General features: G+C 30.8%; 24 protein-coding genes and 1 pseudogene. 19 read left to right on the forward strand and 6 right to left on the reverse strand.

Going from position 1 to position 26,156, the window contains the following annotated elements; genetic code table 11:
* Positions 1-6: 6 nt before the first annotated feature.
* Positions 7-531 (reverse strand): hypothetical protein, encoded by a 525-nt coding sequence (locus tag ACI48Q_RS00980; RefSeq protein ID WP_474917177.1) that lies wholly within the window; start codon positions 529-531, stop codon positions 7-9.
* Positions 532-752: 221 nt separating this feature from the next.
* Here ACI48Q_RS00980 and ACI48Q_RS00985 point away from each other — a divergent pair, with 221 nt between their 5' ends.
* A complete protein-coding gene (locus ACI48Q_RS00985) occupies positions 753-1,052 on the forward strand; it encodes an ATP-dependent Clp protease adaptor ClpS (protein WP_474917178.1) in 300 nt (99 codons plus the stop codon).
* Between the two features lies 1 nt (position 1,053).
* Entirely contained in the window at positions 1,054-3,306 is a 2,253-nt protein-coding gene (gene clpA / locus ACI48Q_RS00990) for an ATP-dependent Clp protease ATP-binding subunit ClpA (RefSeq protein WP_474917179.1), read from the forward strand.
* Positions 3,307-3,363: 57 nt separating this feature from the next.
* Here the strand turns inward: clpA and corA are convergent, their stop codons facing one another.
* Positions 3,364-4,314: a magnesium/cobalt transporter CorA gene (gene corA / locus ACI48Q_RS00995; protein WP_474917180.1), complete on the reverse strand. Its 951-nt coding sequence runs from the start codon at positions 4,312-4,314 to the stop codon at positions 3,364-3,366.
* A 241-nt stretch (positions 4,315-4,555) separates the two neighbouring features.
* Here corA and cutA point away from each other — a divergent pair, with 241 nt between their 5' ends.
* On the forward strand, positions 4,556-4,879 hold the full coding sequence (cutA, locus tag ACI48Q_RS01000) for a divalent cation tolerance protein CutA (RefSeq protein WP_474917181.1): 324 nt from the start codon (positions 4,556-4,558) through the stop codon (positions 4,877-4,879).
* 199 nt (positions 4,880-5,078) lie between these two features.
* Here the strand turns inward: cutA and ACI48Q_RS01005 are convergent, their stop codons facing one another.
* Positions 5,079-5,465: a hypothetical protein gene (locus ACI48Q_RS01005; protein ID WP_474917182.1), complete on the reverse strand. Its 387-nt coding sequence runs from the start codon at positions 5,463-5,465 to the stop codon at positions 5,079-5,081.
* 501 nt (positions 5,466-5,966) lie between these two features.
* Here ACI48Q_RS01005 and ACI48Q_RS01010 point away from each other — a divergent pair.
* From ACI48Q_RS01010 to ACI48Q_RS01040, 7 genes are all read left to right on the forward strand, one after another.
* Positions 5,967-6,308 carry a PadR family transcriptional regulator gene (locus ACI48Q_RS01010; RefSeq protein WP_474917183.1) on the forward strand — a complete coding sequence of 114 codons (342 nt, stop codon included), beginning with the start codon at positions 5,967-5,969 and terminating at the stop codon, positions 6,306-6,308.
* The gene (locus tag ACI48Q_RS01015; protein WP_474917184.1) at positions 6,299-7,606 is read left to right on the forward strand and encodes an FtsW/RodA/SpoVE family cell cycle protein; all 1,308 of its coding nucleotides are present in this window, start codon (positions 6,299-6,301) and stop codon (positions 7,604-7,606) included. Before ACI48Q_RS01010 ends, ACI48Q_RS01015 begins: the two co-directional genes overlap by 10 nt.
* Before the next feature lie 281 nt (positions 7,607-7,887).
* Positions 7,888-8,445: a biotin transporter BioY gene (locus tag ACI48Q_RS01020; protein ID WP_474917185.1), complete on the forward strand. Its 558-nt coding sequence runs from the start codon at positions 7,888-7,890 to the stop codon at positions 8,443-8,445.
* 31 nt (positions 8,446-8,476) lie between these two features.
* Positions 8,477-9,430: a biotin synthase BioB gene (bioB, locus tag ACI48Q_RS01025; RefSeq protein ID WP_474917186.1), complete on the forward strand. Its 954-nt coding sequence runs from the start codon at positions 8,477-8,479 to the stop codon at positions 9,428-9,430.
* A gap of 2 nt (positions 9,431-9,432) precedes the next feature.
* Positions 9,433-10,116: a dethiobiotin synthase gene (bioD, locus tag ACI48Q_RS01030; RefSeq protein ID WP_474917187.1), complete on the forward strand. Its 684-nt coding sequence runs from the start codon at positions 9,433-9,435 to the stop codon at positions 10,114-10,116.
* Between the two features lie 5 nt (positions 10,117-10,121).
* Positions 10,122-11,462 (forward strand): adenosylmethionine--8-amino-7-oxononanoate transaminase, encoded by a 1,341-nt coding sequence (gene bioA / locus ACI48Q_RS01035; RefSeq protein ID WP_474917188.1) that lies wholly within the window; start codon positions 10,122-10,124, stop codon positions 11,460-11,462.
* 164 nt (positions 11,463-11,626) lie between these two features.
* Positions 11,627-12,004, forward strand: a complete 378-nt coding sequence (locus tag ACI48Q_RS01040; protein ID WP_474917189.1) for a hypothetical protein — start codon at positions 11,627-11,629, stop codon at positions 12,002-12,004.
* 165 nt (positions 12,005-12,169) lie between these two features.
* Here ACI48Q_RS01040 and ACI48Q_RS01045 read toward each other — a convergent pair whose 3' ends face one another.
* Positions 12,170-13,141, reverse strand: a complete 972-nt coding sequence (locus ACI48Q_RS01045; protein WP_474918310.1) for an ABC-F family ATP-binding cassette domain-containing protein — start codon at positions 13,139-13,141, stop codon at positions 12,170-12,172.
* Positions 13,141-13,735: pseudogene (locus tag ACI48Q_RS01050) on the reverse strand (ATP-binding cassette domain-containing protein); the annotation flags it as partial. The pseudogene ACI48Q_RS01050 and the gene ACI48Q_RS01045, both read right to left, overlap by 1 nt.
* A gap of 438 nt (positions 13,736-14,173) precedes the next feature.
* Here ACI48Q_RS01050 and ACI48Q_RS01055 point away from each other — a divergent pair.
* The 7 genes from ACI48Q_RS01055 to ACI48Q_RS01085 all read left to right on the forward strand — a co-directional run bounded on the left by ACI48Q_RS01055 (position 14,174) and on the right by ACI48Q_RS01085 (position 21,108).
* The gene (locus tag ACI48Q_RS01055; RefSeq protein ID WP_474917190.1) at positions 14,174-14,869 is read left to right on the forward strand and encodes a response regulator transcription factor; all 696 of its coding nucleotides are present in this window, start codon (positions 14,174-14,176) and stop codon (positions 14,867-14,869) included.
* 147 nt (positions 14,870-15,016) lie between these two features.
* The gene (locus tag ACI48Q_RS01060) at positions 15,017-15,940 is read left to right on the forward strand and encodes an ATP-binding cassette domain-containing protein (protein WP_474917191.1); all 924 of its coding nucleotides are present in this window, start codon (positions 15,017-15,019) and stop codon (positions 15,938-15,940) included.
* Positions 15,933-16,694, forward strand: a complete 762-nt coding sequence (locus ACI48Q_RS01065; RefSeq protein ID WP_474917192.1) for an ABC transporter permease — start codon at positions 15,933-15,935, stop codon at positions 16,692-16,694. The genes ACI48Q_RS01060 and ACI48Q_RS01065 overlap by 8 nt, the downstream gene beginning before the upstream one ends.
* 26 nt (positions 16,695-16,720) lie before the next feature.
* Entirely contained in the window at positions 16,721-17,623 is a 903-nt protein-coding gene (locus tag ACI48Q_RS01070) for a sensor histidine kinase (protein WP_474917193.1), read from the forward strand.
* A gap of 585 nt (positions 17,624-18,208) precedes the next feature.
* On the forward strand, positions 18,209-18,775 hold the full coding sequence (locus tag ACI48Q_RS01075; RefSeq protein WP_474917194.1) for a glycerol-3-phosphate responsive antiterminator: 567 nt from the start codon (positions 18,209-18,211) through the stop codon (positions 18,773-18,775).
* A gap of 104 nt (positions 18,776-18,879) precedes the next feature.
* Positions 18,880-20,370, forward strand: a complete 1,491-nt coding sequence (gene glpK, locus ACI48Q_RS01080; RefSeq protein ID WP_474917195.1) for a glycerol kinase GlpK — start codon at positions 18,880-18,882, stop codon at positions 20,368-20,370.
* 33 nt (positions 20,371-20,403) lie between these two features.
* Positions 20,404-21,108 carry an MIP/aquaporin family protein gene (locus tag ACI48Q_RS01085; RefSeq protein ID WP_474917196.1) on the forward strand — a complete coding sequence of 235 codons (705 nt, stop codon included), beginning with the start codon at positions 20,404-20,406 and terminating at the stop codon, positions 21,106-21,108.
* Between the two features lie 90 nt (positions 21,109-21,198).
* Here ACI48Q_RS01085 and ACI48Q_RS01090 read toward each other — a convergent pair whose 3' ends face one another.
* Positions 21,199-21,642 carry a MarR family winged helix-turn-helix transcriptional regulator gene (locus tag ACI48Q_RS01090; protein ID WP_474917197.1) on the reverse strand — a complete coding sequence of 148 codons (444 nt, stop codon included), beginning with the start codon at positions 21,640-21,642 and terminating at the stop codon, positions 21,199-21,201.
* Positions 21,643-21,851: 209 nt separating this feature from the next.
* Between ACI48Q_RS01090 and ACI48Q_RS01095 the strand changes: the two genes are divergently transcribed.
* Both ACI48Q_RS01095 and ACI48Q_RS01100 read left to right on the forward strand, forming a co-directional pair.
* Positions 21,852-24,074 (forward strand): ABC transporter ATP-binding protein, encoded by a 2,223-nt coding sequence (locus ACI48Q_RS01095; protein WP_474917198.1) that lies wholly within the window; start codon positions 21,852-21,854, stop codon positions 24,072-24,074.
* Positions 24,067-25,917 (forward strand): ABC transporter ATP-binding protein, encoded by a 1,851-nt coding sequence (locus ACI48Q_RS01100; protein ID WP_474917199.1) that lies wholly within the window; start codon positions 24,067-24,069, stop codon positions 25,915-25,917. The genes ACI48Q_RS01095 and ACI48Q_RS01100 overlap by 8 nt, the downstream gene beginning before the upstream one ends.
* The last annotated feature ends 239 nt before the right edge of the window (positions 25,918-26,156 follow it).

The following is a 26,156-nucleotide window of genomic DNA, read 5'->3' on the forward strand; positions in this document are numbered from 1 at the left end:
TTATATCTACTGTTCCCAATAGCTTATTCGCATATTTATAGTGGTTGCAAGACCTAATAGATTTTGTGCTAAAATAGTTAATGAAGTTCCTGGAGTAAGAATTAAGGTGTTATTATATGAAACATTGTAGAGAGATGCTACTTGATTTACAGTTTCAAAAACAATTCCGCCGCTTATAGGACTAATTATTGGAGCAGTAATTCTTTGACCAGTACCAACAGAAGAGTTTGAGAAACCAAAATTGGTGTTCTGTGGTGTTACACTGGTGGGAGAACCAGATAATGTAGCACTTCTATATAGCGTAAGACTAGATGAAACGTTAGTACCAGTATTTGCTACATATACATTATTAATAAATATACTTTTACTACTTCCACTAGGATTATTTAGCCGTACAGCATAAAAACCGGAAGCTACTAAAGGTACTGCTGTATCTGTTAATACATAAGAATTTCCAGATTGAGCAGATACAAAAGGTAATCCAATTACATACAAAGGATGGACCTGTTGATTAAATACTAGATGATTCATAATTTTAAACTCCTTTTTAAGATAAATAAGAAGAAATTTACTTTATTCCTTTTAATTAAGTTATGAGAAAATTGGATATTTTGTCCGTATTTTAGGGATTAGATAGGATTTAATAAATAGTATGAAGAAAATAAATTTAAATAAGGTAAAGAATAGTTATTTTACATGCCTTATTAAATATTTTAAGATATAATTATATTTGGAGCATTGGAGGTAGAAATATGGAAACTAATATTGTAACCATTGAAAAAAACAAAACAAAGATAAAGAAACCAACAGATTATAAGGTGGTTATGTATAACGATGACTATACTACTATGGAATTTGTTGTAGATATATTGATAAATGTATTTAATAAGAAGTTAGAAGAAGCAAATAAAATAATGATGGATGTACATAAAATTGGAAAGGGTATAGCTGGTATATATTCCTATGATATAGCATTTACTAAGGTGTCTATTGCAATGGCCATTGCAGAGCAGGAAGGATTTCCATTTAAGCTCACCTTAGAGGAGGTTTAAAATGAATATAACAAGAGACTTAAATTATATTATTTTAAAAGCTTTTGAAGAAGCTAGAAATAATAACAATGAATATGTAACTCCAGAGCATTTGTTATACAGTGCTCTTTCTAATGAAGAAGTAATAGAGGCTATTGATAAATGTGGTGGAAATGTAGAGGAGTTAAAAGCTAATCTTATAGAATATATAGGAGAATATATTGATAGTATAGAAGGAATTACGCCTCAGGAAAGTTTAGGATTTCAACAGATTTTAATTTTTGCTAGTCAACAGGTTATTAGTTCTGGTAAAGAAATCATAGATACTCATCATATATTAGCAGCTATATTTGAACTAGAAGATAGCTATGCAAATTACTATTTAAGTGAACAGGGAATTATAAAAAAAGATTTACTTTATTATCTATGCCATAAAGATGAGGAGACTTTCTTAGAAGATAAAGATGAAGTCGAAGTTAATAATAGAGAAGAGCAGATAGAGAATAAATCAAAAAAATCTTTTGTGGAGAAATATACGCTAAAGCTTAATGAGCTAATCCAACAGGATAATTATAAGGACTCTCTTATAGGAAGAGAGAATATCTTAGAAAGAACTATGCAGATATTATGTAGGAGAACAAAGAATAATCCTATACATATAGGGGAGGCTGGAGTTGGGAAAACAGCTATAACCTTGGGTTTAACAAACCTTATAAATAAAGGTAAGGTTCCTGAAAAGCTAAAAAAAGCAGAGATTTTTTCTTTAGATTTGGGATCAATGCTTGCAGGAACAAAATATAGAGGAGATTTTGAAGAACGAATAAAAAAGGTGTTAGATGAATTAAAGGGCCATGAGAATCCAATAGTATATATAGATGAAATTCACAATATAGTAGGAGCAGGAGCCTTAGGTTCGGGTTCTTTAGATGCATCTAACTTGCTAAAGCCTTATCTTATGGAGGGAAAAATCAAATTTATAGGAGCGACTACCTATGATGAGTATAAAAAATATTTTCAGAAGGATAAAGGATTAACAAGAAGATTTCAAGCTATAGAAGTTAAGGAACCCTCCCTGGAAGAAGCTATAGAAATTTTACAAGGGTTAATTCCAAGCTATGAGGAATACCACAATGTTAAGTACACTAAGGAAAGTATAGAAGCAGCTGTAAGTCTTAGCCATAAATATATAAATGATAAATATCTTCCTGATAAAGCTATTGATGTCATAGATGAGGCGGGTTCATATATTGCAATGAAGGAAGAGTGTATTAATGATATTGCTGTTATTAATGAAGAAATAATTGAAGAAATTATTGCTAAAACCTGTAATATTCCTAAGAAGACAGTGGAGAGTAATGAAATTAGCTCTTTAAAAAATATGGAAAATATCCTTAAAGAGAACATTTTTGGGCAAAATTCTGCTATTGAAGAAATTGTAAGATGTATTAAAACCTCTAGGGCAGGACTAAATGATGATGATAAGCCAGTAGCATCTATGCTTTTTGTTGGACCTACTGGAGTGGGAAAAACAGAGATAGCTAAAACTTTAGCTAAGAATATGGGTATAGAGCTTGTTAGATTTGATATGAGCGAATATGGAGAAAAACATGCATCGTCAAAACTTATAGGCGCACCACCAGGATATGTAGGGTATGAAGAAGGCGGATTACTTACTGATGCCATAAGAAAAAAACCACATTGTGTACTTTTATTGGATGAGATTGAAAAGGCGCATATAGATATACTAGATGTATTATTACAAATTATGGATTATGCTACACTTACAGATAATCAAGGAAGAAAAGCAGATTTTAGGAATGTAATAATAATTATGACGTCCAATGCAGGAGCTAGAAAAGTAGGTAAAAATATTATAGGATTTGGAGAGCGTCAAATTGGAGGAGAGGCCATAATGGAGGAAGTTAAAAGAATATTTTCTCCTGAGTTTAGAAATAGATTAGATAAAATTGTGGTATTTAATCATATTAATAAGGATATGGCTATAAGTATTGCTAAGAAAGAGCTAAATAATTTTAAAGAAAGACTTTCTAGTAAAAACATTACTATAGAATTCGACACCAATTGTATAGATTATATAGCTGAAAAGGGAATTTCAAGAGAATTTGGAGCGAGAGAAATTATAAGAATTATTAGCTCTCAAATAAAACCACTATTAGTAGATGAAATCTTATTTGGAAAACTAAGTGGTGGTGGAATAGGTACTATAGATATAGTAGAAGGTAATTTTGAATTAAAGGTATCTTCAAAAAAGTAGATAGTTATTTTTCTTCATGTGCCTGAAATATAGCAGCTGAGAGGCTGCTATATTTTTTTACTTATTAAACCAACCCTTTTTCTTAAACCAATAAAACATAAGTATACCTATCAATAGCATTATAAATAATATGAAGAAGTATCCATATTTCCAAGTGAGCTCAGGCATATAGTGAAAGTTCATTCCGTATACACCAACAATAAAGGTAAGAGGTATAAATATAGACGAAATTACAGTAAGTAACATCATATTAACATTCATTCTATAAGAGTTTATAGAGATATAACTATCTCTCATATCAGAGGTTATGTCACGACAGTTCTCAACCATTTCAGATAATTTTAGAAGATGGTTATATATATCTGTAAAATAAAGACGATGAGCTTCAAAATCATTGATCCTATCTGAATTTAATATTCTATAAAGTAAATCTCTTAAAGAATTAACCATTCTTCTAAGAACTATTAATTCACTTCTGGTTTTATAAACCTCATCAATTAAAGTCTGAATAGATTTTTTATCTTCGTTATCATTTAATGATTCTAATTTATCTTCAATAGAAAATAAGGCTGGAAATAATTCATCTACAATATTATCTAAAATTTTATGAGTTATAAAAATAGAGCCATTTACCCATTGATCTGGTCTTTCCCCTACTCTTTCCATAGCTTCTTCAATTTCAGGAGAGGGTTTTTCATGATAAGATACTATATAATTCTTACCAACAAAAAGTGAGATTTCTACTGGAGCTATTTTATTTCCATCAAGAGAATTAAGAACAAGGTAGTTATAATCACCATAATAATCTATTTTAGGTCTATTTAAAGAATATAAGCAATCTTCCACTGCAAGATGATGAAATTTAAAATATGTGGTTAATAATTTTTTTTCATCTTCAGTAGGATTAGAAAAATCAAACCATATCCATGCATAATTACTTATATGGATATTTTCAAATGATAAATCTTTTTTTAATGTATCATTATCTAAAGCTAATATATTAATCAAAATATTACCTCTCTTTCTAATAAGGCTAATTTTATAATATTACAAAGCTTTGATATTTTAAACATATTTTTAAATAATCACAACTGGAGATTGTATTATTTAAATAAGCTGCTTTGTCATTTACTTAAATAGTGCTTTATTAGTATATAATTAATAGTAATGAATAGAGATTTTACTTTAAAAATATACTATTAAAAGAGTTTCAAAAGTTATTATAATAAAAAGAAAAAGAGGGATAAAAATGAATTTTACTTTAGTTAAAATTGAAACATTCATACCAGAGAAATATATTAGAAAACTAAGAGAGGAATTGAATCTAATAGGAGCATTAACAATTGATGGGATATATGATAATTGTATGAGCTACAGTAAAGTAAGAGGTTCATGGAGGCCATTAGAAGGAGCAAATCCTTTCAATGGAGAAATAGGAGTATTATGTGAAGCAGAGGAGATGAAGGTAGAATTCTGTTGTACAACAGGAGTATACAAGGAAGCTACTGAAACAATTAGAAAAGTACATCCTTATGAGACTCCTGTTATTAATGTTTTACCTATTATAGATTAAAGTAAGAGTATTCTAAATAAATATCACAAATAAATTTAAGTATATGCAGCAGGGGGATATTCCCCTGTTAGCTCAAATTGTTATGATTTATACAGAAGTCATATTCCATAGGTACCAGTAGGCATATCTTTACTTTTAAAAATTTATTGATAATATGTAGTTAAAGCATACTATCAATAAACCTTTAAAAGCTAATAAACTAGTTGAAAAACTTATTCATAAAGCCTGATTTTTCCTTCTCGTTTTTTTCAAGCATATCTCCATAGTTAATGTCATTGTTTTCACTATCATTTAATTTATTATCTTCACCATAAGAGTTAGAGGCTATAAAAAATTCTTCTAACCTATCTGTTAAAAAATCTCTTTCAGTTATCACATTTTCACAAGATTTGCTCATATATATTTCCACAGAACCCATATTTATATCACTGAACCCTGTTTTTATATCATAACCAAGCTCACCTAATTCACCTACAATATCTGTCAGTGAATAATTATCCTTTAAAGTAATTGAATCATATTTAGGAATTTTCAGACAGAGTTCATTTTCTTTATCATTATAAAAAACTTTAACTATACTAAACATTTCATATCATCCACCTTTAAATAAAATGTGAAGCATTTTATTTAGTGAATTGCGACCTATGGTCTCAGAGAAGTATGCCAGAGGCATAGTGAATTGGTTTGGCCAGTGAAGTGCGTCTTTAGCGCAGAGGGTTGACTTCGTCAGAGAGAAAGTTTTTGCCTAAGCAAAAACCTCCTTCCGAAATTAGCAGGTAACTCTCTGCGAACAACGTGAGCAATTCACTGTGAACAAAGTGAACACTTCTCTGTGCCTATGGCACAATTCTCTGCGCCTTAGGCGCAATCCACTAAATAAGTTACTTCGTAACTTATTTATATTATACAATATTATCAAAGCGTGATGGGGTCATGATTTTTAATAAAATATTAACAACCATTGACAAGGTTAAAAAATCCAATTAAGATTATATACATAGATATACCATGTATAGTAAATCTATGTATATAGATAAATTTATAGATTCAAAGGTGGATTTTAATTAAAAGAAGGGAGGTAGAAATATTGAAAATTAGTAAAGAGCTTATAAAAGGAAGTACATCTATATTGATTTTAAGACTTTTAGATCAAAAGGATATGTACGGCTATGAGATGATTAAAGAAATTGACATGAGAAGTAATGGAATATTTAGCTTTAAAGAGGGTACTCTTTATCCAATACTTCATGGATTAGAGTGTGAAAATTTCATTGAGGCCTACTGGGAAGAGGGAGAGACCAAGAGAAAGAGAAAATATTATAAAATTACAGAGGAAGGAAGAAAGCAGCTTAAAGAAAAGAAAGAAGAGTGGGAGCTTTTCCGTTCCACGGTTGATAAAGTTTTATGGGAGGGTATAGCATGGGGATAAATGAAAAAATTCAAAACTATATAGACGAAGTATGTAGTTATATTAAAAATAATAAGATTCATGAAGATGTAGAAATGGAGCTTAGAACTCATATCGAAGATATTATATCTGAATATGAAACCAGTGGACATAGTAAAGAGGAAGCTGTAGATAGAGCTATTGATCATATGGGGGACGCAGCAGCGGTTGGGAATGGACTTAATAGGGTTCATAAAACAAAGCCAGATTGGGTTATAATAATTCTTACAGTAGTGCTTATTAATTTAGGGTTAATAGCTATGTATTCTGTTGAAAAGTCATCACAAAGTCTAGTTATATCAGGGGATTTTTGGATGAGGAGCATAGTATATACCTTAATAGGAGTGATTATAGCATTTGGAACCTACTTTTTAGATTATAGAAGTATAAAAAAATATTCTAAATATATTTATTTAGGAACTATTCTATTTTTCTTTATAAGTTTTATATATAGTAATGTTATTAAAGGTACAAGGCAATGGATAGCTGTCGGAGGAATGAGCATTAATTTTGTTCAGTTATCTTTATTTTTATTTATTGTTTCTATAGCAGGAATTTTTGATAATTATAATTGGTGTGGAGGAAAAAATGTTATAAAGGGAATAGCTATAATTTTATTTCCTAGTGTATTAGCGTTAACTTCTCAGTCTTTAGCCCCATGTATAGTATATACAATTTCAGCTTTTGCAATAATGCTTTTATCCGGTGTTAAACTAAGGGACTTTCTATTATTACTTGGAGGTTATTTTGGATTGTTTTTTATGTTTGTAATGACTGAACCTTATAGAATTGCAAGAATGTTAGTTTTTGTTAATCCAAATGCAGATCCAGAAGGAGCTGGATGGATTTATAATCAATTAATTGAAATAAGGGAAGCTTCAGGATTACTTGGAAATGGAGTTAATAGTAATATGATTGATTTACCAGATATTCATACAGATTTCATGCTAAGTTATATAATTTATACTTTTGGATGGCTTGCAACGGTATTAGTAATTACACTAATAATTGTATTTTTAGTTAGAATGATAGGAATAGCAAAAGGCTCAAAGGATAGTTACGGAAAATTGTTAGTTAGTGGATTTATAGCAATGCTAACAGTAGAATTCCTTTGGAATATACTCATGAATTTAGGAATAGCTCCAACAATTGGAGTATCAATGCCATTTATAAGCTATGGTGGTTCTCAGATGATAATAAATATGATGATTGTAGGTATAGTTATAAATGTATATAAATTTAAAAATACACCAGTAAAAGAGAAAACTCAATTTCAATAATAAGGTATGTTTTAATATGTAGTTCTTTATTAAAGCATAACTAACAATAAATAGTTTAACGAGGCTTTAAAATTTGACTAAACTTGATAAGTACTACATATTTTTACTAGTAGATTTTAAAGAAGTGTAATAGGAAGTAGATTTATATAACAAACTTATAAGAAAAGATAATCAACGCTTATTGTAAACCTTAAATAAAAAATAGGTTTACAATAAGCGTTTTTTTATGATATACTTTGAAAAGCAAAATATTTTGAATTTTAATGAAAGGAATTTATTGTATGGAAAATAGAAATAAAACTAAAAAACTTATACTTTGCGGAATATTCGCTGCGTTAACTGCAATAGGAGCTTTTATAAAAATACCTGTACCTAATGTGCCGTTTACTCTTCAGGTATTTTTTGTGATAATGTCAGGAATTATATTGGGATCTAATCTAGGGGCCATAAGTCAATTAACCTATTTGTTCATAGGACTTATAGGAATTCCTGTATTTACAGCTGGTGGAGGGCCATCATACATACTTCAGCCTACCTTTGGATATTTAATAGGATTTGCACTAGCGGCATATGTGGTAGGGAAAATAATAGAAAAGAGAAGAGATTTCAACTTAAAAACCTTACTTATAGCAAGCTATATAGGGCTAGCTGTTGTGTATCTAATAGGAGTACCTTATTTATATTTAATTTATAACTTATATCTAGGGCAACAGTTTACTGTAGCCATGGCGCTATGGTTTGGCTTCATAATATGTGTGCCAGGAGATATTTTATTGATGGCATTAGTAAGTGTTATGTGTAATAAGATAGTGCCAACTTTAAGAAGAGCATATATTTAATCAATACTATATTACAAGAAGGTGTGGATTTATGAATATTTTAGAATTGAAAAGTAGAGTGTTAAAAGAGGATGATATAACAAAAGAAGAAGCTTTAGAGCTTCATAATGTTAATTTAGTAGAACTTTTACAAGCTGCTGATGAAATTAAAAATCATTACTGTGGAAGAAATATAGATTTATGTACCATAATCAATGGTAAAAGTGGTAGATGCAGTGAAGATTGCAAATACTGTGCTCAATCTGTACATTTTAAAACAGGGGTAAATGAATATAGATTAATGAAATATGAGGATATTCTAAAAGCTGCCGAGGAGAATTATAGGGAAGGGGTGGGAAGATTTTCTATAGTAACCTCTGGAAGGGCCCTTAAGGGTGAAGATTTTGAAATAATACTAGAGTATTATAAAAATTTATCTAAACAGTGTGATGTAAGTCTTTGTGCTTCCCATGGATTTCTATCCTATAGAGACTTCAAAAAGCTCAAAGAGTGTGGGGTTAATAGGTATCATCACAACTTAGAGACCTCAAAGAGCTATTTTAATAATATTTGTACAACTCATAGTTATGAAGACAAAATAGCAACTATTAAAGCAGCTCAAGAAGCAGGACTCCAGGTGTGTAGTGGAGGAATAATTGGTATGGGAGAAACCCTAGAGGATAGGATAAATATGGCTTTTGAGCTTAAAGAATTAGGTATATTTTCTATTCCAATAAATATTTTAATGGCAATTGAAGGCACGCCTTTTGAAAAATTACCACCTTTAGAAGAAGAGGATATACTAAAAACCATAGCTATATTTAGATTTATAAATCCAAAAGCCCAAATTAGATTGGCAGGAGGAAGAAGTTTGTTAAGTAATTGTGGACAAAAAGCTTTCCAAGGAGGAGCTAATGCAACTATTACAGGGAACTTATTAACAACCTGTGGAAACAATATAGCAGAAGATATGAGGATGTTTAATGAGTTAGGGTTAGAGGTGTAGCTATGAGTAAGGGAGTATTCATTACTGGGACAGATACAGATGTAGGAAAGACCTATGTTACTAGTTTAATATTAAAGATCATAAGAGAAAGAAGTATTGATGCTATCTACTATAAGTCGGTATTAAGTGGAGGAGAATATAGTCAGGATAAAGAGGAGTTAATTCCAATGGATGCTAAATATGTATGTGAAGTAGCAGGGGTGGAAGAAGAATTTAAAAATATAGTATCCTATACGCTAAAAACACCAGTATCTCCACATCTTGCTTGCGAAATGGAAGGAGTAGAAATTTCTCTTCATAAAATTAAAAGAGATGTTGAAGAACTGAAGAAAAAATATGATTTTATAATATGTGAAGGTAGTGGAGGATTAATATGTCCTCTTTATAAAGATAAAGATGATTATCTTATGCTTACAGATGTTATAAAAGAGGTTAATTATCCTATAGTGATTGTAGCAAGAAGTGGTTTGGGGACTATAAATCATACGGTACTTACAGTAGAGTCTGCTAAAGCACAAGGGTTAGATATAAGAGGAATAATATTGAATGGTTACAATCCTAAGGACTTAGTTCATAGGAATAATAAGGAGACTATAGAAGCATTAACAGGGATTAAAATAATAGGTACATTAGAAAATAATATAGATAAATTAGATGAGAGAACTATAGATATAATAATGGAGTGATTGTGATGAATTTAGTTGAAAAGGATTTAAAATATATTTGGCATCCATGTTCTCAAATGAAAGATTATGAAGAGCTAAAGCCCATAGTTATTGAAAGAGGAGAAGGAGCTTATTTAATTGATATAGAGGGTAAAAAATACATGGATGCAGTGAGTTCTTGGTGGTGCAATCTTTTTGGACATGCAAATCCGGATATAAATAAGGCTATCAAAAATCAAGTTGAGGAGCTAGAACACGTGATTATGGCTAATTTTTCAAATATACCAGCTATTGAACTTGCAGAGAGATTAGTAAATATAACTCCAGAGGGTCTAAATAAAGTATTTTTTTGTGATAATGGATCTTCAGCAGTAGAAGCAGCTATGAAGATGAGTTTTCATTATCATCAGCATCTAGGAGAAAAAAAGAAAACCAAGTTTGTAACCCTTGAAAATGCCTATCATGGTGAAACTATTGGGGCCTTATCAGTAGGAGATTTAGATTTATATAACAGTATATATAAACCACTAATGTTTGATGTGTTCAGAGTAACTTCGCCAGATTGCTATAGATGTAGTTATGGTAAGTGTAGAGAAGATTGCAATGCTCCTTGCTTTGAACATATGGAAGAAAATCTATCAAAGCATCATGAAGAAATAACTGCAGTAATAGTAGAGCCACTTTTACAAGGAGTTGCAGGAATGAAGATGTACTCACCTATATACTTAGAAAAGTTAAGAGAAGCTTGTGATAGATATAATGTAAATCTTATAGCTGATGAAATAGCTACAGGATTTGGAAGAACGGGAAAGATGTTTGCTTGTAACCATGCAGATATAAGTCCGGATTTCATGTGCATATCAAAAGGACTAACGGGTGGATATTTACCAATGGCCATAGTCATGACTAGAGATAATATATATAATGCATTTTATGATGACTATAATAAAATGAAGGCATTTTTACATAGCCATACCTACTCTGGCAATGCACTTGGATGTGCAGTAGCTTGCGAAGTGTTAAATATCTTTGAAAGAGATAAAATTTTAGAAAAAAATATTGAAAAAGCAAAAATGTTAAATAACAAGTTAAAACAAGAGTTAGAGGATCATAGAAATGTGGGAGAAATAAGAGCTATGGGGTTGATAAATGCTATAGAGTTAGTAGAAGATAAAGTAGCTAAAATACCCTTTGATTCAAAGCGAAGAGTAGGTTATGAAATATACAAAAAGGCACTAGACAAAGGATTATTACTCCGTCCCTTAGGAAATGTATTATATTTTAATCCTCCATATATAATTGAGGAAAGTGACATGGATTTTATGGTTAAAGTATGTGCTCAGTGTATAAGAGAAATATTAGGATGATTATTATATAATTATTATCTATAGAAGTTGTAAATACTAAATTTATATCAAGAAATTAGATTTGTTTTAAATAGTTGCTTAGAATGAACTGAAAGCTAATTAAAAAACATTATTAAAGCTATATTAAAATGTAGTCTAATATTAAAGGAGGTAAATTTAGACGTATGAAAAGTAATTTATTATTTGGATTAATAGCTATGGCTATAGGTATAAGTGTAGTTTCTATTCCAACTCAAGCACTTGCAGAGAGTCCGTTATTAAATGATGGATATAGTGTTAATGCCCCTATGAATAATAATGATCTAACGGAATATTATGAGAAATATAAGAAGCTTAGGGGAGTTTTAATTCACTTAAAGAGAGAGGGAATCATTAGTGATGGTGACATATCTAAGATATATAAACATTATGAAGAATTAAAAAAGGATACTACAAAGGCATTACCAGATAATGATAAAGAATTATTAGAGAATCTATATGAAAATAAAATTATCACTGGGGTTCAATATCAAAAAATCATAGGTATGATAGATGAATTTTAATATAGATATACAATTTTAAAAATATATTTTAACGGCAGTTATTAATTAAAGGTAGATGAAAAAATTAAGGTGAAAGCGTATTAATTATAAGCTTTCACCTTAGCTTTTTATATGTTAAATTAAGAGATTAAACATATATAATATGAAACTTAATATAAGTAATAACTAAATTACATGAAAATAGTTTTCCATATCCCACACATCGCTTATCCAATCCTTATAAAATTCAGCTTCATGACATACTAAGAGAATAGTACCATCAAAATTTCTAAGAGCTTTCATCAACTCAATTTTAGAAGCTTCATCTAGATGGTTTGTTGGTTCATCTAGTAAAAGCCAGTTTGAAGGGGTCAACATAAGTTTACAAAGTCTTACTTTGGATTGTTCTCCACCACTTAAGGTAGATAGCTTTTGAGATATATGATCACTTTTAATTCCACACCTTCCCAGAGCTGCACGCACTTCACTTTGAGATTTCTGAGGAAAATGATTCCAAACTTCCTCAAGGGGAGTATGCTCTTCAATGGCAACTTGTTGTTCAAAATAAGCTGGATATAGGAAGTCACCCAAATGGATATCACCTTTCAATGGTGGAATAATTCCCATTATAGTTTTAAGAAAAGTGGATTTACCTATACCATTACAACCTGTAATAGCTATTTTATCACCTCTCTTAAGGGTAAAATTTAAATTCTGTATAAGTGGATAATCATAGCCTATATCCATATTTGAAGTTTTCATAACAAGGCTACTAGAACTTCTTTCAGTATTAAATAAAAATGAAGGCTTAGGCGATATAATTTTAGGTTTTTCAAGCCTATCAATTTTATTTAAGGCTTTTTGCCTGCTTTTAGCTCTTTTAGAAGTGGTAGCTCGTATTATATTCTTATTTATAAAATCTTCTAATTTAGAGATTTCCTTTTGTTGTTTAGCATACTCTTCAATATATCTTTTTCTCTCAGCATCTTGAAGTTTCAAAAATTTATCGTAATTTCCTGGATATCTATTTAATGTGGAAAATTCAAGATTGAAAATTACATTTGTAACTTTATTTAAAAACTCAGTATCATGGGATATGAGTATAAAACAATTTTTATACTCAGACAGATACTTTGATAACCAAGTAATATGATCCACATCTAAATAATTAGTAGGCTCATCTAAAAGTAAAATATCAGGAGTCTCTAAGAGAAGCTTTGCTAGCTTTACCTTCGTTTTTTGACCTCCACTGAGTTTCTTTATAGGTGTATCCATACCAAGCGCATGTAGCCCGAGGCCACTAGCAGTATTCTCGATATGCTTAGAGATGTTATAAAACTCACTTGTATCTAAGATATCTTGAAGATTACCTAATTCTTTAACTAGCCTATCAACCTCTTCTAAGTTGGAATTAGATAGCCTATTACTTATGTCCATGATTTTTCCCTCAAGGATGTATAGATCTATAAAGGCTGACTTCAAGATTTCCATAATACTTAAATCCTCATCCATAGAAGAATGTTGTTCAAGATATCCTATTTTTGATGATGAGGATTTTGAAAAACTTCCTTCATCACATATTAACTTATCCGTTAGAATATTAAATAGTGTAGTTTTACCGGCACCATTAACTCCAATAAGACCAGCATGTTCACCTCTTAACAATCTAAAAGAAACATTTTTAAAAATAATTTTTTCTCCAAAACTAAAACTAATATTTTCAACGTTTAATATACTCATAATTACCTCCATAATAACAAAAGGAAAGGGGAGAAAACTCCTCTTTCCTTAATTTGAATAATTCTATTTATCAATGAAATTAAAAATTTCATAATGAGAGAATACTCCCTAATTTATATACTTATAGTATATAAATTAGGGCATCAAAAAAGAGCCTTATCCTGCAAATGGTATTAACTATTAAAATATTTTAGGTAAAAAAGGGCAGACTTATCCCGTTGTTAACCTAAAACACTTATAAGAGTTACCATTCTACACAATCTGACTCACATCTCCTCGCAATTTTAATTTATTTAATCATTAGAAAAATAGAATATATTTAAAGTTTTTACACTTATAAATATTATTATACCTTGGAAATTTTTAAAAGTAAATATAATACAGTTGAAATGATGTATTATAATAGTATTGTAATGGATATAAATATGATGGATATAGAGGAGAAAAAATATGATTAAGGGTGTAAATATACTAGTTATTGAAGATGATGTAGATATAAATAATCTTATATGTAGAATTTTAACCAAGGAAGGATACAATGTGAGAGGGGCATACTCAGGTTCCGAAGGAAAGATGTGTATAGAGCAATATGATTATAATCTCATATTATTAGATTTAATGTTACCTGGTATAGTAGGTGAGGAGTTAATTAAAGAGATAAGGGCCAATAAGACAATACCTATAATAGTCATATCGGCTAAAAATTCTTTAAATAATAAGGTGGAAGTATTAAAACTAGGAGCAGATGATTTTATTTCTAAACCTTTTGATGTTGAAGAGTTATTAGCTAGAGTAGAAGCACAGTTGAGACGATATATGATTTTTTCTGAAAAGATATCTAGTGATAATAAGTTAGTCTATAAAGGATTAGTTTTGGATAGAGAAGAACGGAGGGTTTTTGTTAAGAATAAGGAATGTATACTTACAGTAAGAGAGTTTGATATATTAGAACTTTTAATTAGTCATCCTAAAAAGGTTTTTACAAGGGCTAATTTATTTCAGCAGGTCTGGAATGATGAGTTTTTAGGAGATGACAATACTATAAATGTTCATATAAGTAACCTTCGCTCCAAGATAGATAAAATTGATCCTGATACAGAATATATTCATACGGTTTGGGGAATAGGTTTTAAGCTACAGGAGTAAACTTAATATTTTCTTAAGATTTTCTTTAAGGTATCTTGGTGATTACCCTTTAATATATAATTATCGATACAAGCGAAGCTTAATTTATTAAGACTATACTTATAAGTAATGGGGCGATCCTAACATAGATTAATTGGAGGAGATTTTATGTCAGATTTAGTGGTTAAGACTAAAGATATTGTTAAGATTTATGGAAAGACTAAAGTGGTAAACAATGTGAACATAACAGTAAAACAAGGAGAGATATATGGCCTTGTAGGAAAAAATGGGGCAGGAAAAACCACATTATTAAAAATGATTAGCGGGTTGACTATGCCAACTTCAGGCGAGCTTGAATTATTTTATGTAAATAGCAAGGCTGAGCTAGAAAAAGCACGTTCAAGAACTGGATGTGTTATTGAAACTCCAAGTTTTTTTCCTTATCTTTCTGCCAAAAAGAATTTAGAATACTACAGAATTCAAAGAGGTATTCCAGAATTAGAATGTGTAGATGAAGCTTTAGAACTTGTTGGACTTTCAAAAGTAGGAAATAAGAAATTTAAGAGTTTTTCTCTAGGTATGAAACAGAGACTAGGCCTTGCTTTAGCTATAATGGGAAGTCCTGATTTTCTTATATTAGATGAGCCAATAAATGGTCTAGATCCAATGGGAATAGTAGAGTTTAGAGAACTATTAAAGAAGTTAAATAGGGAAAAAAATATTACAATAATAATTTCTAGTCATATATTAGGAGAGCTTGCACAGCTTGCAACTACCTATGGGTTTATAAATGAAGGAATTTTAGTTGAGGAAATTACAGCTAAAGAAATAGAAGAAAAATGCAGGCAATGTGTAGCTGTTAAGGTAGATGATACTAAAAAAGCTTGCACAATTCTTGAAGAAAAACTTAAGTGTAATGAATATGAAGTGTTAAATGATATGGAAATAAGAATTTTTAAATATATAGACGCCCCTGAAAAAATAAATGAAGCATTAGTTTTAGCTGGAATAAAGGTTTCTAATCTAAACACCACTGGCTCAAATTTAGAAAATTACTTTATTGATTTAATAGGGGGAAAAGAAAATGCTTAATTATATAAAATCAGAATTATACTTGCATTTTAATCGAAAGGGAATTTATACCTTAATAGGGTCAGTAGGTGCATTATGCATAGGACTTTTTGCAGCAGTAGCATTATATGCTTCGGATTCTGTAGTTAATCAGTTTGGGTTATCTACTTTAATGCTTATGGGAGTACAGATGTTAATGGTATCTATATATTTAGTACTGATAGTAATGTCTATGACCTGTAGTGAGGAGCATAAGTTTTTAACTTTTAAAAACACTATATCTTCTGGCATGTCCAGGGAAAAGCTATATATTTCAAAAGTAATATCTACTATAATAGTATCTTCAGTAGCTGCTATAGCTATAGTGGCTATTTATTTAGTAGCAGGGGCTTTAATTTTAGGTCTCGGTGATGACTTTACCTACTCTATGCTAAGTGAATTTTTAAGAAGATTTTTATTAGCTGCCCCTCTTTGGATGGGAGCAATTGGAATAGGAATTTTTCTATCCTTTGTGCTAAAAAATGAAAATGCTTTTTCTATTGCTTATATAATGATATTTTTAACAGCAGGTGAGATTATAAAGTTATTATCCTATCTTGTATGGGATAAAATAGCATACTTAAGAAATATATTGTTAACCACTCAATTTAAACTACTGGCTAATCCTGAATTAACTAGTATGGAGATGACTAAGATAGCAGGAATAGGTATAATGTATCTAGTGGTATTTAGTATTTTAGGAGTTATATATACAAGAAAAATGGACTTCAAATAAGAAAATATACAATGGGAGTGATATTTATGATTTTAACTATTATAACTTTACTTATAATAATAGCAGGTGTAAGTATCACTCTGCTTTTTTCTACGAGAAGAGAAATGAATAGAATTGCCTGTAATCTAGAAGATATTAATATGAGAGAAAGTAATGAAAGATTAAGGGTGTCAACTTCAAGTAAGTCACTTAGAAATTTAGTAGTTCAGATTAATAATACCTTAAGTAATAAACAACAGTGTGAGATTAAATATAAGAATATAGACAGAGAGCTTAGAGAAGCTATAGCTAATATTTCTCATGATTTAAGAACGCCTCTTACTTCTATTAGAGGATACATGCAATTAATTAAGGCTGAAGATGTGGATGAAAATGAGAAGAGAGAATATATAGAAATTGTAGATAAGAGAGCAAAGGCATTACAGGGTTTATTAGAAGGCTTTTATGATTTATCCAGACTTGAAGCAAAGGAATATGAATTTAATTTGGACAGTGTTAGCTTATATGAAATACTTTGTGATATATTAGCAGGCTTTTATAATGAATTCACCCTTAAGGGTTTTGAACCGATAATTAGCCTTTCTGAAAATTTACCGAATATAATTGGAGATGAAAATGCTGTAAGAAGAGTATTTATAAATCTTATGCAAAATACTTTAAAGCATGGGAAAAAATTCATTGGTATTTCTTTAGAAAGTGATGGAGAATATTTAGTTACTACATTCGCAAATGATGCCCCAGAATTAAAGGAAGAAGATGTGGAGCATATATTTGAGAGATTTTTTACTGGAGATAGAATGAGAACAGGTCAAAATACAGGACTAGGATTAGCTATAACAAAAACCTTAGTAGAGCAGATGGGATATAGTATAAAAGCTACATTAAATCAAAGTAAATTAAGCATTGTTATAAAATGGAGATGTATATGAGATTACTTCCATCTACCGTAGATTGAAGCATATTAGATATATTAGGTATACACATCATTGCTTTTTAAAAATAATCTCCATAAGATAAATTATTTATAGTAATAAAATTCATAAGATATTATGAAAAATAAGCGAAAATAACTTATTAACCTTTACTTAAGCAAAATTTATTTCTAAAGGCTGAAAGTGACAAAAAAACTTGACATAGATACTAATTCATAGTAATATTTTTTTATGTATACGAATATATATGAATAAAACTAAATAACGTAGGTTGAGATTTTGAGAACCTTTGAATAATCAATTATTCAGGGGTTTTTTGTCCTTTTTTAGGCCTTAACCATCCCTCAAGCAAGTAATATGGGTAAGAAGATATCTTTGTATGACTTTAGCAAATATGTCATTTGGGTGAGGAGTTCATCGTAAGCAAACTCCATCTGAAGCCAAGAGTCACTTGATAACAACATTGAAGACACAGAAATAGACATAGTTGCTACGAGAAATGTGTTAAAAACTAAATACATAAAATTTGGTATATAAGAATGTGATAATTCATACTTATTTACTGTGAAAGGAGATGATAAAATGAGAAACTTTGAAGAAATGTTGAATGATAAGCCAGTAATAGGGGCTATCAGAAATGCTAAAGATTTAGAAGTTATTTTAGAAAGTAATACTGACATGGTGTTCGTACTTTACGGAAATATAACTAATATAAAGGACATCTGTGATCAATTAAGAAGAAAAAATAAAACTATCTTTGTAAACGTAGACATGATTGATGGACTGAGAGGAGATAAGTATGGTGTTGAGTTTATTAAAGAGATAGTAAACCCAGATGGCGTCATTTCAACCAATGGACATGTATTAAAATATGCTATACATCTAGGAATATTTACAATTCAAAGATTATTTATAATAGATTCAATCTCCATAGAAACAGGGCTAAATAATGCTAAAACGATTAAGCCTAATGCCATTGAAATACTACCGGGCATAGCCTATAAGGCTATAGAATTGATAAAGGGCAAGGTGAGACAGCCAATAATTACTGGGGGATTAATATATACGAGAAAAGATGCTAGACAAGCTTTGAGCTCAGGTGCTATAGGAGTTTCAACATCATCTAAGGAATTGTGGGAGTTTGATTAGAATATATGACATAAGGATACTGATTGATTATTTAATAAATTAATTAGATGTAAACTTATAAATTTAAATAAATTTTATATTAAGGGAAAATGGAGGGTTTTATTATGGCAAAATATGTTATGGCTTTAGATCAAGGTACTACTAGCTCAAGATGCATTTTATTTAACGAAAAGGGACTAATTAAAAGTGTGGCACAAAAGGAATTTACTCAAATTTACCCTAAGGCTGGGTGGGTTGAGCATGATCCAATGGAAATTTGGGCAACTCAAATAAGTGTGGCGTCAGAAGCTATGCAAATGATTGGAGCTGTAGCGGCAGATATAGCTGCTATAGGTATTACCAATCAAAGAGAGACTACAGTAGTTTGGAACAAAAATACAGGGGAACCAGTTTACAACGCTATAGTATGGCAATGTAGAAGAACCTCGGAGTTCTGTGATGAATTAAAGGCTGAGGGGTTTGATAAAGCTGTAAGAGAAAAGACAGGTCTTATAGTCGATGCATACTTCTCTGGAACAAAGATAAAATGGATTCTGGATAATGTTGAAGGAGCAAGAGAAGAAGCAGAAAAAGGCAACCTGTTGTTTGGAAATATAGATACTTGGCTGATTTGGAAATTAACAGGTGGTAAGGTTCATGTAACAGATTACTCAAATGCTTCTAGAACTATGCTATTTAACATTCATGAATTACAGTGGGATAAAGAAATACTAGAGAGAATAAACATACCTGCATCAATGTTGCCAGAGCCTAAACCATCAAGCTGTATTTATGGATATACAGACCCAACATTATTAGGGGGAGAAATTGCTATTGGGGGAGCAGCTGGAGATCAACAAGCAGCATTATTTGGACAAGTATGTCATACACCAGGAACAGCTAAAAACACTTATGGAACAGGATGCTTTATGCTAATGAATACTGGGGAGAAAGCTGTTGAGTCAAAAAATGGATTATTAACTACAATAGCTTGGGGAGCAGATGGAAAAGTTGAGTATGCACTAGAAGGAAGTATATTTATAGCTGGAGCTACAATTCAGTGGTTAAGAGATGAATTAAGACTTATTAAAGATGCAGCAGATTCTGAAGAGTATGCAAATGCTGTTGAAGACACAAATGGTGTTTATCTAGTACCTGCATTTGTAGGATTGGGAGCTCCTCATTGGGACCAATATGCAAGAGGAGCTATTGTAGGATTAACAAGAGGCGCTAAAAAAGAACATTTAATAAGAGCAGCATTGGAATCTTTAGCATATCAAACTTATGATGTACTAAAAGCCATGGAGGAGGACTCTGGAATTAAACTTGAAGCCTTAAAAGTAGATGGTGGAGCATGTGCTAATAACTTCTTAATGCAATTCCAATCAGATATTTTAGATGTTGAGGTTCACAGACCAGAAGTTATAGAAACTACTGCATTAGGTGCAGCTTATCTTGCAGGACTAGCTGTAGGATATTGGAAAGATAAAGATGATATAGCTAAAAATTGGGCAGTGTCAAGAAAGTTTATACCTAATATGGAAGAAGAGAAGAGGCAAGAACTATTAGAAGGATGGCATGAAGCTGTTAAGAGATCTTTAGGATGGGCTAAATAATTATATAATTTATATATTTGGGGGGAGTATTAAATGTCAACTTTTATGGCGGAATTATTAGGTACAATGTTTCTAATTCTTTTAGGAGATGGAGTTGTTGCTGGTGTTGTTTTGAAAAAAACTAAAAATAACAACTCTGGATGGATTGTTATTACAGTTGGATGGGCACTAGCAGTTGCTATTCCAGTATTCATTTTTGGTGGTGTAAGTGGAGCTCACTTTAATCCAGCAGTTACATTAGGGGTTGCAGCTATAGGCAAGTTTGCTTGGGCAGATGTGCCACTTTATATTATAGCTCAACTTGTTGGTGCTATGCTTGGAGCAATTTTAGTTTATCTACAGTATCTTCCTCACTGGAAAGAAACTGATGATGCAGATTCTAAACTAGGAGTTTTCTGTACAATGCCAGCTATTAGAAATACAACTGGTAACTTTATATCTGAATTCATAGGAACTTTTGTTTTAGTATTTGCACTTCAAGGAATCGGAAATACCCAAATGGTAGATGGATTAGCTCCAATAGTAGTAGGATTAGTAATTCTAGTAATAGGTATATCTTTAGGAGGAACGACTGGTTATGCTATTAATCCAGTTAGAGATCTTGGACCAAGAATAGTTCATGCAATATTACCAATACCAGGGAAAAGAGATTCAGGTTGGGGATATGCTTGGATTCCAGTGGTAGCACCAATTTTAGGTGGTATATGTGGAGCATTGGCATTTGCAGCATTATTTTAATATGTAAAGTATAAGGAAATATAAGGGGATAAGAAAAGTCACAGCTTTGAAGTTTTCTAAGCTGTGACTTTTAACGTATGAGAATAATATTTAATCTAGCTTTTCCATTATGTTAATTAATATAGTTATAGATTCAGCTAATGTATTTAAATCCTCTTCAGAAAGGATAGATATTTTTTCTTGTAATTTGCCTTTAATTTTTTGCTTTTCAGCTATAAATAGCTTACGAGCTTTTGGAGTTAGCTCAATTCTGAGAATTCTTCTATCATTAGGGTCCTCATATCTATTAACCAAATCTTCAGCTATTAATTTATCGATAATTGGTGTCATATTAGATTTTGATATGCCTAGATTATGTGCTATTTGAGAAATAGCTGATGGACCAATATGTGAAAGATAAAAAATTACCTTAACGTGAGAAGGTGGCATTGGAAGGCCTTTAAGAATTTCATTCTGACTAAAGGTCTTGCTATGTAATTTGAATAATAATTTAAATAAATCATCAGATATTTTAGCTAAATTAATAGTATCCATTTAAAATCTCTCCTATAAAGATAATAATAATTTTTTGTTAAATTAGAAACATAAATTTAAAATTTATGTTTCTAATTTTATTATAAACTAAAATGAGAGAATATACAAATAAAAAGTTATTGACTTATAATAGTTATGAAATTATAATTAATATGAAGTTATAACAAAGTAAAATATGAGGATTAATTTTGAAAGGAGAATAGTTGTACATGTTTAAGTTGATCAAACATTTAAAGAATTCTATAGTACCAATTATATTAATAATTGGACTTCTAATAGTACAGGCAGTTTGTGATCTTTCACTACCTGATTATACATCTAACATAGTAAATGTTGGAATTCAGCAAGGTGGAGTAGAGAATGCTGTACCTGAAGTAATCAGAAAAAGTGAATTAGAAAAGATTAAATTATTTATAAATGATGAAGATAAGGAGGAAATTGATAATAGCTATATATTAATAGATAAAAATGAATATGATAAGTATGTAGCAAAATATCCAGAGCTAAAGAATCAAGAATTATATAAACTTAGTATAAAAGATAAAGATGAAATAGAAAAATTAAATACAATACTAGGTAAGTCAATTCTTATGCTATCTGGTTTTGAAAGTGAAGGAGAAAAACAGATTAGTAGTCAGCTTCCGCAAGGAATGAGTATTCCAAAAGATACGGACACAAGAACACTTATTGAAATGATTCCTAAGGAGCAATTTGAAGAAATAAAAAAACAGATGAATGAAAAATTTGAAGAAATGCCTAGTAGCATGATAACTCAATCAGCAGTTATATATATACAGAATGAGTATAAGGCTATAGGAATGGATATAGAGAAGCTTCAAAGTAATTATATATTATCATCAGGTGGAATAATGGTGCTTATTGCATTAATTAGTATGGCTGCAACAGTAACAGTAGGATATATTGGAGCAAGGGTGGCAGCTAAACTTGGAAGGGACCTTAGAGGGAAGATATTTAAAAAGGTTGTATCTTTTTCTAATACAGAATTAGATAAGTTCTCTACAGCATCTCTTATAACTAGAAGCACTAATGATATTCAACAAATACAAATGCTTATGGTTATGCTTTTGAGAATAGTATTCTATGCTCCAATATTAGGTATAGGTGGAGTTATAAAGGTTATTAATACGGATACTTCAATGGCATGGATTATTGCAGTAGCGGTTATGGCAATTTTATCCTTAGTAATAGTTTTATTTGCAATTGCCATTCCTAAGTTTAAGGCAGTGCAAAAACTTATAGATAAAGTTAATCTTGTAACTCGTGAGATTCTTACTGGAATGCTCGTAATACGTGCTTTTAGTACTGAAAAGCATGAGGAGAAAAGATTTGATAAAGCAAATACAGATTTAACAAAGACTAATCTTTTTGTTAACCGTACTATGGCTATTATGATGCCAGCGATGATGTTAATAATGAACTGCGTTACAGTATTAATTGTATGGAGTGGTTCACATGCAGTGGATGCGGGCACTATGCAAGTTGGAGATATGATGGCATTTATACAGTATACTATGCAAATAATAATGTCATTTCTAATGATATCCATGGTATCAATTATGCTTCCTCGTGCGTCTGTTTCAGCTCAACGTATTGATGAGGTATTAACTACTGATTTTGTAATAGAAAATCCTAAAGAGATCAAAAGCTTTGATAATAATAAAAAAGGAATTGTTGAATTTAAAAATGTTGCATTTAGATATCCAAATGCAGAAGAAGATGTATTAAGCAATATAAGCTTTACAGCTAAACCTGGAGAAACTACTGCATTTATAGGAAGTACGGGCAGTGGTAAGTCTACATTGATTAATTTAATTCCAAGATTTTACGATGTAACAGATGGGCAGATATTAATTGGTGGAGTAGATGTACGAAAGGTAAATCAGCATGAACTAAGAGATAAAATTGGTTATGTTCCTCAAAAAGGAGTTTTATTTTCAGGAACCATTGAGAGCAACTTAAAGTATGGTGGGAAAAACATAACTGAAACGGATTTAAATAAAGCATCAGAAATTGCTCAAGCTAGTGAATTTATAAATTCAAAACCTGAAGGGTTTGACACAGAAATATCTCAGGGAGGTACTAATGTATCTGGAGGTCAAAAACAAAGGCTTTCAATTGCTAGAGCTATAGCTAAGAATCCGGAAATATATATATTTGATGATAGTTTCTCAGCACTAGACTTTAAGACAGATGTTGCATTACGTAAAGCTCTAAAAGCTGGAACTAGTGATAGTACTGTATTAATAGTTGCTCAAAGAATAAGTACTATATTACATGCAGAACAAATTGTAGTGCTAGATGAGGGCAAAATTGTGGGGATTGGGACACATGATGAGCTTCTGAAAAATTGTGAAGTTTATAATCAAATAGCACTGTCACAACTTTCAAAGGAGGAGCTAGCTCATGAGTAAAGTTAAAAATAATGAAAAGAGAGGTTTTGGCAGAGGTCCTATGGGATCTATGGGTGGTGGAGAAAAAGCAAAAGATTTTAAAGGTACCATGAAAAATCTTATTGGATATTTGAAACCATTTAGTATATCAATAATATTAGTAATTATTTTTGCAATAGGAAGTGCGTCATTCTCCATAGTTGGACCTAAAATTTTAGGTAAGGCTACTAATGAAATTTTTGCAGGACTTGTAGGCAAGGTTACAGGGGTAGCAGGAGCGGGAATAGATTTTACTTATATAGGAAGAATATTATCAATATTACTTTGTTTATATGTAGTTAGTGCACTATTTTCATTTATACAAGGGTTTGTAATGTCAGGAGTTTCTCAAAAGGTTTCATATAATCTCAGAAAAGAGATTTCTGAAAAAATCAATCGTATGCCACTTAAATATTTTGATAGCAAAACTCATGGAGAAGTGTTATCTAGAGTTACAAACGATGTAGATACTGTAAGTCAAAATTTAAATCAAAGTATGACACAAGTTATTACTTCTATTACTACTTTAATAGGAGTACTAATAATGATGTTCTCAATAAGTTGGGTAATGACTTTAGTGGCATTATTGATATTACCTTTGTCGGCTATATTTATATCTTTAGTGGTTAAGAAGTCGCAGAAGCATTTTAGATCACAACAAGAATATTTAGGAAATGTAAATGGCCAAGTAGAAGAAATATATGGCGGACATAATATAGTAAAGGCATTCAATGGTGAAGAAAATGCAATAAAAGAATTCAATGAGTTAAATGATAAATTATACAGTTCAGCATGGAAATCACAGTTTTTATCTGGAATGATGATGCCAATAATGACATTTATAGGAAACTTAGGATATGTAATGGTATCTATTCTTGGAGGATGGCTCGCTATTAGAAAAACTATAGAGGTTGGGGATATTCTTTCATTTATTCAATATGTAAGAAGCTTTACTCAGCCAATTGCTCAAACAGCTCAGGTTGCTAATTTAATGCAATCAACAGCAGCGGCAGCAGAGAGAGTATTTGAATTTTTAGAAGAAGAGGAAGAGGTGCAATATGCACAGAAACCAGCTAGCATAGAAGGTATTCAAGGACAAGTTTCTTTTAACAATGTTCATTTTGGATATAACCCAGATAAGATTATCATAAATGACTTTACTGCAAATGTAAAACCAGGTCAAAAGGTAGCTATTGTTGGACCAACTGGAGCAGGTAAAACCACCATGGTAAAATTACTTATGCGTTTTTATGATATAAATAGTGGAGAAATACTAATAGATGGACAGAATATACAAGACTTTAATCGTAAAGATTTAAGAAGTATGTTTGGTATGGTACTACAGGATACATGGTTATTTAATGGTTCAATAATGGAAAATATAAGATATGGTAAATTAGATTCAACGGATGAAGAGGTAATTGAGGCAGCAAAGGCCGCACATGTTAATCATTTTGTTAAGACCTTACCAGATGGATATAATATGGAATTAAATGAAGAAGCAAATAATGTATCACAGGGGCAAAAGCAGTTACTAACTATAGCTCGTGCTATTTTAGCTGATCCTAAGATACTTATTCTCGATGAAGCTACAAGTTCTGTTGATACTCGTACAGAAGTGCTTATACAAAAGGCTATGGCAAACCTTATGAGGGGAAGAACAAGTTTCATTATTGCTCATAGATTATCAACAATTAGAGATGCTGATTTAATATTAGTAATGAAGGATGGAGATATTGTGGAACAAGGAAGTCATGAAGAATTGTTAGCAGCAAATGGATTCTATGCTTCGCTTTATAACAGTCAATTTGAAGATGCATCTTAAAAAACTTTATAAGATATAAAAACAAAATAAAAATGTAGCTCTAAAAATAGAGCTACATTTTTTATTAATAATATTTTAAGGGCATGTTTAAAGAAGTAAATAGTAACTATAATTAAAATTACTATTTATTTCTTTTACCCAATATAGTAAGCTGGGATAAACAAACTATATTGGGGATAAAGTAGCTCTATCTAAAAAACTACCTCACATAAAAAAAACTAGGGTGTTAAAAAGTTAAA

This window comes from Clostridium sp. LXY-7 (genome assembly GCF_056172015.1).